Below are 8,004 nucleotides of genomic sequence, written 5' to 3'. Positions count from 1 at the left end.
CCCAATCCCGTCCCTTGTCCGGTAGGCTTGGTGGTAAAGAAAGGCTGGAAAATTTTGTCTTTGATGGAGGAGGGGATGCCGGGGCCGTTGTCGGAGATGGAGATCTGGACCAGCTTCCTCTCACTGCCCCCAGCCCTCCCGAGGTCTCGGGACAGGCTTTCAAGGGGGGTTGTGGAGACGCTGACTAGGCGTTTTAGACCAGTCAGGTTTTCAAAACCTGACTGGTCTGTACTGCTACAGGCCTGAAATCCATTGTTGATGATATTCAACAATACCCTTCCGATATCCTGTGGGATGACATTGATTTTGGGAAGGTTAGGATCAAAGTCAGTCACAAAGTCGGCATTGAAGGATTTGTCTTTGGCTCTCAAGCCATGGTAAGAAAGCCGCAAATATTCATCCGCCAAGGCATTGATATCCGTCGGTACTTTCTCCCCTTTACTTGTACGGCTGTGCGCAAGCATACCCTTTACGATGGCATCTGCACGTTTTCCATGATGGTTGATCTTTTCTAGATTTTGCTTGATATCCTCCAAAATCTCATCCTCTTCACTCGCTTTTGACGGGTCTTGTGTCTTGCGTCTTATGTCTTGAATCTCATCAACCAACTCCGCACTCACCTCCGAAAAATTGTTCACAAAATTCAGCGGATTCTGGATCTCATGGGCGATACCCGCGGTGAGTTCTCCAAGTGAAGCCATCTTTTCGGATTGTATGAGTTGGGCTTGGGTGGATTTTAATTGTTCCAGAGTACTCTGAACTTCCTCTTTTTGTTCCTTTAATAAAGCATTTGCCTTTTGTTTGCTTTTATTATTTTGCATCAATAAATACACTACTACAAGTGCTGATATCAAGCCTGCAGCAATGCTAAATAACCACCAGCGTTGATTTTGATTTTGTTTTTCTTTCAGTAGTTTTTCTTTTTCGAACTGTTGTGTCTCTTCTTTCTTTTCATTAATAATTTTCTGAATCTCGAAGTTTGAAGTGCTATTGGCTATGTCTTCTTCTTTTTGTTTTTCAATAATGTTTCTGTATTTCTTCAGATATTCGAATGATAAATCAGTTTGCCCCAATTGCTCATACACCTCTGACAATAACAAACAATTTTTCAGCAAGGTTTTTAGGTCTCTGCCATAAGCAGTTGCTCCATTATAACTACGTATTCCGTAATTTAGACTTTCGTGGAGGTTTCCTAATTTGTGATAACAATATGCTTTATAAAAATTGACCCAAAAATTTTCATCAGATTGAGTAAACATGTCAAGGGCTTCCAAATATTTTTCTTGCTCCATAAGAATCTGTCCCATTCCATCTTTATACCTACGAATACCAGCCAGTCTCACACTTTCAACCCCACTATTTTCAGCCAACTCTTTTGCCTTTGAAAAGTAAATTTTAGCTTCATCAAGTTGTTTTAATGCTACTAATTCAAATGCACAATTGAAATAGATGTTTATTGCATTGTCGTAATAGTTTATCTCCTCACTTATGGCAATTGCTTTTTTATAATATTCAACCGCTTTCTCTGGCATATCTAGAAATGCAAATCTTACTGCCAGGTTTGTGAGAGTCCTTATTTGCATACTACCGAGGTGGTTTTTTTCAAATTCAGCTTCTATTTCTAGACCTCTTTTAATAGCGTAATTATCTCCGTTTCGGTTATAATACGAGAATAAGCCTTCTAAAAAAAAGATAGATTCTTTGTCGTCTGCATTTTCTACAATGAATTTGCTTACCTCTTCTTCAATTTTATCTGCCTCTGTTATTTTACCGAGTGATTGTAACGTGAACATTTTAAAGATTCTAACTAATGTTGCAGATCCAATCTCGTTTTCTTCATTGAATAATATGAATGACCGGTCGAGATAATCCAATGCCTCAGTTTGATTATCCGGCAGTAAAAAAAAACTGCCATTTAAAAGAATAAGGGGAGTGATTTCTTTATCGCCTTCGTTTTCGAAAAAATAGAGTGAAGCGCTTATTTGGCTATTTCCTTTTTTAATTAATTTATCATTCGGTTCTGGAATTTCAATTTCGAAATTATCTTCTTTTTGTTTGAGCTCAGTAAATATTTCACTTGCTTTTCTATTATAAGAATATTTGAGGATAGGATCTAAATAAAAAACTGCCAGTGTTCTATAATACAAACCTTCACCTTTTTTGTATTTGAGTTGCTTCGCTAACAAGCGAGCTTGTTTTGTAGCTTTTAATCCTGGCTCGTATTCAAAATTTGAGAAATAAATCCGTGCCAAATAATTCAATCGTTTTACCGCGGTTGTATCATCCGTTTTATTTGAATTTAAAAGCTGTTGAATACTGTCGATTTTCTCTTTATTATAAAGTATGTTTTCCTGTGAATAAACACGCTGAAAACAAAAGATCAAGAATAGTATAGCTGCTAATTTTTTCATTTTAGTTGTTTTCTTTTATTGGGAATGAGACAGTAAATTCAGTGCCCATATTTTCAGTGGATTCTACTTTAATTTCTCCACCATGTGCCTTGACGATATCATAATTCGTCGGAATCACGGATTTAAATGGATTAGGGGATTGCACTGATTTTTGGTTTAGTGGTGTCATTTTATTGATTCTTCATCCGTGTCAAGTTTTAATCCGATTCATCAGTGGATCAGACAAGAGGTAATTGAATAATAAACTCCGTTCCTTCTCCTTCTTCGGACGCTACTTTAATCTCTCCCCCATGTGCCTTCACAATATCATAGCTCAAAGACAATCCCAATCCTGTCCCAGATCCAGTCGGCTTGGTAGTAAAGAAAGGCTGGAAGATTTTGTCTTTGATGGAGTCGGGGATGCCGGGGCCGTTGTCTTTTACCGATATCTCTATTTTATCTTCAAGGTTTTTGGTTGTAATACCAATAGTCGGATGATTTAAGGGAATATCGAATTTTGAATTTTGAACATCGAATTTCGAAGTGTCAGTACTGAGCGAAGTCCAAGTACAAGCGTAAAAAGCATTATTGAGAATATTCAACAATACCTTCCCGATATCAGGCCGGACCAATTCTATTTTGGGGATTGTTGGATCAAGGTCTGTGATAAGCTTTATATCGACCCCTTCATTTTTGGATTTGAAGCTTTGGTAAGCAAGATTCAAATACTCGCTTGCCATACTATTGATGTCGGTCAGTTCTTTCTCTCCAGATCCCGTTCTGCTGTGCTCCAACATCCCCTTTACTATCGCATCTGCCCGCTTGCCGTGATGGGTTATTTTCCCTAAGTTTTCTTTAATGTCTCCAAGTATCTCACTGACCAAAGTCTCGTCTTTCGCTTCTCGGCTCTTGGCTCTCTCTACTTGAATCTCATCAACCAACTCCGCACTTACCTCTGAGAAGTTATTTACAAAATTCAGCGGATTCTGAATCTCATGGGCGATGCCTGCTGTAAGCTCCCCAAGGGACGCCATCTTCTCGGATTGGATGAGTTGGGCTTGGGTGGATTTGAGGTTTTCGAGAGACTGATTCAGTTCCGTGGTGCGCTCTTTTACCTTTTTTTCAAGGGTTTCATTTTGTGAGTATAAAATGGACTCTTTTTCCTTTGAGAGTTTCCGTACCCTGTCCAGGTTAAGCCTTAATTCCTGACTTCGCTTCCCAAAGGCGTATCCTAAGTAAATAGCTAAACCAACTGAATTGAGCATTTGGGCAAAAGGAATATAGTCGTTTATATAAAAATCTGTTATACCAATATCGTTCTGTATTACACCAATACCGGTTAAAATAATTATCGCCCAGAATACTATTGAAATAAAACTAGAACTCAGAAATAAGATACTAGCCACTCTATTTTTGTTCCAGGATTTTAAAGCTATTCTTATAGTGGCCACCATAAGAAGAAGTGCCCAAGCTGTGGTTAATGTAAGAGGGGCGTATAAAAAGTAACAGCCAATAGCGATAAGACCCAAAAATGTTACTGCTTTATAAGTAAAATCTATGGGCTGCTCCACAATGCTGTACAAGCAATACAGTAAGATTGAAGAGGAAAATACAATACAGGTGGCATATAGGAAGGAATTCCAAAACTCATCTACATAATAACCATTCGACCAGATTATTCCAGTGTAAAACAGACTCAAAAAAAGATTAGAAATGGCGAAGTATCCATTGATTTTTTCATTGGGGAAGACCAAGTAAAAGGATATGAATATGATAAACATTAAGAGCGCGATGCCTAAAGCGATGTGATAGTTTTTTATATACCGTTGAAAGCCAGCGATTCGTCTATTTTTTATTGTATCGGTGGATGTGGCATTGCTAAGGGTTGAAACTGAAAGTCCAATGTCCCCATTGGTATTCGTATACAGGGGGTACTTATATTGTTCGTTGACATAGCGCACGGCCAACACCTGTTCCTTTCCTTTTTCCAGTGGCAATTGAAGTATTTGCCTCAGAGGATTATTAAAAATGACCTCGTCTTTGTTAGCACTTACTTTCCCCAATTGATGAATCAGCTTCCCATCTAAATAAACCTCCGAGGCTCCTAACTGCCTGATATTTAAAACAATAGTCTGTGTTATGCTGCTATCGGCTTTAATGTGTTTTCTGAACCAGACCATTTCACCGCGGTCGGCGATGGCATTTTCACCATCGGGCATGTTTAGATTGTAAGCGCTGACTTCGCTCCATGAAGCATCATCAAAATCCGGATTGGCCCAGGCTGGATCATCTCCCTTTTGATAACGCCAGTCATCTGTTAAATTCTTCCAACCCTCTGAAAAAGTAGTGTCTGAGAGTACAAACACTTTTTCTGACTGACCAAAAAGTGCTAATGGCAGCAGGAACCCAATGATGTAAAGAATAGTCTTCATTTACCTTAGTTGTTTAATGTTAAGTAAATAACAAATTCACTTCCTTCCCCTTCTTTGCTTTCCACCTTCAACTCTCCTCCATGCGCCTTCACTATATCATAATTTGTCAGAATCACGGATTCGCACAGATTTTTGGATTTCACGGAAAGAGCAATCATAAGACAAGTCGTTTGAAGGTGAGACTTTTACTTCCAAAGTTTATCAATAAGGCAACCTCCAATCGATATGCTTTTAGATAATTGAGTACTTGAGCAAGGTGCACATCTTGTAACTCAATAACGGCTTTTAACTCAACCAAAACTTTTCCTTCTACCACAAAATCGGCTCTTCTTGTTCCAATAGGTTCTTGCAATTCTTTATAGAAAATATCCTGTTCTATTTCTCTTGCGAAATCAAGATTCATCTGTGATAATTCATAGGCCAAAGCTCGCTGGTAGATCACCTCTTGAAATCCGTTTCCTAGAAACTTGTGAACCTCGAAGGATGCTCCAATAATCTTTTCTGTGATGTCTTTGTATTTTAATTCTGCCATATTAAAAATCCGTGTTTTCCTTTAATCCAATTAATCCGTGATTCAGACAAGTGGTAATTGAATAATAAACTTACTACCTTCTCCTACTTTCGACTCCACCTTCAACTCCCCTCCATGCGCCTTCACAATATCATGGGTAATGCTCAGTCCCAATCCGGTACCCTCCGTTCCTTTTTTAGTGGTGAAGAAAGGTTGAAGGATTTTATCTATAATTTCATCTGGAATACCTTGGCCATTGTCCTCGACTTCGATGATGACCTGATTATTATTGGATTGGGTCCGAATGCTAAGTCTGGCTTGGTAAGATTCCAACGCTCCAAGGTTTTTCATCCGCATGGCATCGAAGGCATTGTTGCAGAGGTTGAGGATCACTCTAGAAAAATCCTCTGATACTAAATTGACCATTCCTACTTCTTTTCCGAGTTGCAGGTCGATTTCTACGTTAATCGGATTTTTACCAGCCCGCATTCCGTGGAAGCTCAGGTTGATATATTCTTTGATTAAAGCATTCAAATCGGTGGGCTCAATCTTGCCGGAACCTCCTCGCGAATGCTGCAGCATGGAAGTCACAATGCCATTGGCTCGGGTTCCATGTTCATTTACTTTTTCGAGGTTGGCCTTGATATCCTCCAGGATTTCATCCACCAGTGTCTCGTCTCTTGTTTCCTGGTTTTTTGCTCTTTCTTCCTTTATTTCTTCGATCAACTCAATAGACAATTCTGAAAAATTATTTACAAAATTCAGCGGATTCTTGATCTCATGCGCGATGCCTGCGGTAAGTTGGCCGAGGGAAGCGAGTTTTTCCTGTTGGATAAGCTGGGCCTGGGTGGATTTAAGTTCTTTCATTGCCTCCTCCACGGCTGCTCTCTTATGCTCCAGCTCCTCGATCGTTTCCTCCAACAGAATGGCCGTGGTCCTTTTTACCTTTTCCGTACGATCCAATTTGAATGCAAGGATATCGAGGTCTTTTTTTGCTGTGTTCAACACACCCAACAACAATTCCTTTTTATCAGCTTCAATGTGCGGATGAGACTTGATGAATTCAATTACGGTTTGGAGGCTGTTTTCCATTTATTTCTCTTTCAGTACCACACAGCAGGTGGTGAGGTTATGCATTTCAAGCCTGCCGTTCGTGGCCCTAGCCAGTTCGCCATTGCTGAAAATGCCCGCCATGGGAACATCCCATACTTTTTTCAGGCCTTCAATTTCCATGTTCATCATGGGACCAAATGCCAGAATCCGTCCTGCACAGCTAAATACGACCAGCGCATCTGCCTCCGGAATCTCCTTCAATTTCAGATCTTCAGCCTCTTTCAGCACAACCTCCATTACATCAAAGTCGGGAGGCAGGGAAAATCGGACCTTTGATCCCTGGGGAACAGTTCCGCTGCACACAAAGGATCCGTCATCAAAATCCACGATCAGGCCCGGTCGCATGACGGGATCTCCAACCTCGCGTTGAAGTTGCAGAGGCAGGGTAGTGGCAATCTCAAGTGCTGTATCCCGGGTTGCCGTTTCCCGGGTCACATTGGTGATGCCGCCATATTTTAGCGTAAGTTCCAGCACTGGCACGTCATCCACCGTGTACACCTTATTGCCTTCGCTTTTGGTAACGGTTTTTGGTGTGCCCACCGGTTTCCAGCCACAGGTAGCTCGTCCTTTGATCAGCATTTTGTCCTCATCGAAGGCAATGGCAACAATTCCCTCGCTGCTTTCTGCATGGTTGGTAAACACCTTTTGCTCGGTAAAGGCATAATCATCGCCCGCCATGCCTCCGAATACATTTACATCTTCTCCTATTTCATCAGCAAAACCATTGAGCAGCGCTTCCCCATCAGTGGCCATATTGCTGGCTGCTATTAAAAAGGCAGGCCGATCGAAGTGCTCATTGGCCTTTCGGGCAATTTTCCGGGTCACTTCCCGGTAGTTATGCTCCGGAAATTCGTCAATATAAATACGGAAATAATCCTTTTTGACATCCATCAAGAGCACGGCTATGGAACCTTTTTCCAACTCCTCATCGATGAATTCCCCATTTGTGGTGGCACCGAAAATCTCTATTCCGTAGTCATCAAACAATTTGCGAACAGCTCTAATGTCCTGGCTTATGGAAAGAAACACTACCGCAAGGGTAGGTATAAATCCATCAGACCTACAGTTTTCCAAAGCGGTTTTGATTTCTTCAGGAGATTTTCCTTTGATTGATTTTGCTTTCATTTTTTTCAATGTTTGGTTGTGAAATTATTTTTCTTTTAATGCCACCCAGCAGCAGGTCATGTTATGAAATTCATTGTTGCCACCCGTGGCACGCCCATATTCCCCATAAGAAAAGAACCCTGCCATGGGCACATTATACACACTTTGTATTCCTTGCAATTCTTCAGAAGTCATAGGACCAAAGGCATCAATGCGTCCAATACAGGAAAACATAACAAGGGCATCGGCTTCGGGCATTTCAGTTTGCTGGAACTGCTTTGCATTTTCGCTGACTTCGGTCAATACATCAAAATCGGGCAAGAAGGTAAATCTGAATTTATCACCGGGCTTTATTTTGCCTGATACAGTAATCCCTTTGGTGTCCATGTTAAAGCCCATAGTAGTGCGAATTATGCTGCTACTATCTTCCCTAATCAGGTTTAAAAAGATGTTC

The 8,004-nt window shown here is 40.7% G+C and carries 8 protein-coding genes; all 8 read right to left on the bottom strand.

The annotated features are described in order from the left end of the window. Nucleotides 1-2,411 (bottom strand): ATP-binding protein (locus ACEW8U_RS08460; protein WP_373521607.1); only part of this gene is annotated, 2,411 nt, incomplete at its 3' end. Nucleotide 2,412: 1 nt separating this feature from the next. Further along, entirely contained in the window at nt 2,413-2,580 is a 168-nt protein-coding gene (locus ACEW8U_RS08455) for a hypothetical protein (protein ID WP_373521606.1), read from the bottom strand. A 49-nt stretch (nt 2,581-2,629) separates the two neighbouring features. Next, the gene (locus ACEW8U_RS08450; protein ID WP_373521605.1) at nt 2,630-4,822 is read right to left on the bottom strand and encodes an ATP-binding protein; all 2,193 of its coding nucleotides are present in this window, start codon (nt 4,820-4,822) and stop codon (nt 2,630-2,632) included. Nucleotides 4,823-4,827: 5 nt separating this feature from the next. Further along, complete coding sequence (locus ACEW8U_RS08445; RefSeq protein ID WP_373521604.1) at nt 4,828-4,980, bottom strand: hypothetical protein; 153 nt, start codon at nt 4,978-4,980, stop codon at nt 4,828-4,830. Beyond that, nucleotides 4,977-5,354, bottom strand: a complete 378-nt coding sequence (locus ACEW8U_RS08440; protein WP_373521603.1) for a GxxExxY protein — start codon at nt 5,352-5,354, stop codon at nt 4,977-4,979. The genes ACEW8U_RS08445 and ACEW8U_RS08440 overlap by 4 nt, the downstream gene beginning before the upstream one ends. A 42-nt stretch (nt 5,355-5,396) precedes the next feature. After that, nucleotides 5,397-6,425: a sensor histidine kinase gene (locus ACEW8U_RS08435; RefSeq protein ID WP_373521602.1), complete on the bottom strand. Its 1,029-nt coding sequence runs from the start codon at nt 6,423-6,425 to the stop codon at nt 5,397-5,399. After that, nucleotides 6,426-7,571: an FIST signal transduction protein gene (locus ACEW8U_RS08430; RefSeq protein WP_373521601.1), complete on the bottom strand. Its 1,146-nt coding sequence runs from the start codon at nt 7,569-7,571 to the stop codon at nt 6,426-6,428. A gap of 24 nt (nt 7,572-7,595) precedes the next feature. After that, nucleotides 7,596-8,004 (bottom strand): FIST C-terminal domain-containing protein (locus ACEW8U_RS08425; RefSeq protein WP_373521600.1); only part of this gene is annotated, 409 nt, incomplete at its 5' end.

It is taken from the genome of Aquiflexum sp., from assembly GCF_041751335.1.
In the GTDB taxonomy this organism is placed as follows: domain Bacteria; phylum Bacteroidota; class Bacteroidia; order Cytophagales; family Cyclobacteriaceae; genus Aquiflexum.
This window is presented reverse-complemented; position numbering and strand designations above follow the sequence as displayed.

Coding starts and splice junctions, on each gene's coding strand:
- ACEW8U_RS08455 (WP_373521606.1), bottom strand. CDS start 2,580: ATGACACCACTAAACCAAAAATCAGTGCAATCCCCTAATCCATTTAAA.
- ACEW8U_RS08450 (WP_373521605.1), bottom strand. CDS start 4,822: ATGAAGACTATTCTTTACATCATTGGGTTCCTGCTGCCATTAGCACTT.
- ACEW8U_RS08445 (WP_373521604.1), bottom strand. CDS start 4,980: ATGATTGCTCTTTCCGTGAAATCCAAAAATCTGTGCGAATCCGTGATT.
- ACEW8U_RS08440 (WP_373521603.1), bottom strand. CDS start 5,354: ATGGCAGAATTAAAATACAAAGACATCACAGAAAAGATTATTGGAGCA.
- ACEW8U_RS08435 (WP_373521602.1), bottom strand. CDS start 6,425: ATGGAAAACAGCCTCCAAACCGTAATTGAATTCATCAAGTCTCATCCG.
- ACEW8U_RS08430 (WP_373521601.1), bottom strand. CDS start 7,571: ATGAAAGCAAAATCAATCAAAGGAAAATCTCCTGAAGAAATCAAAACC.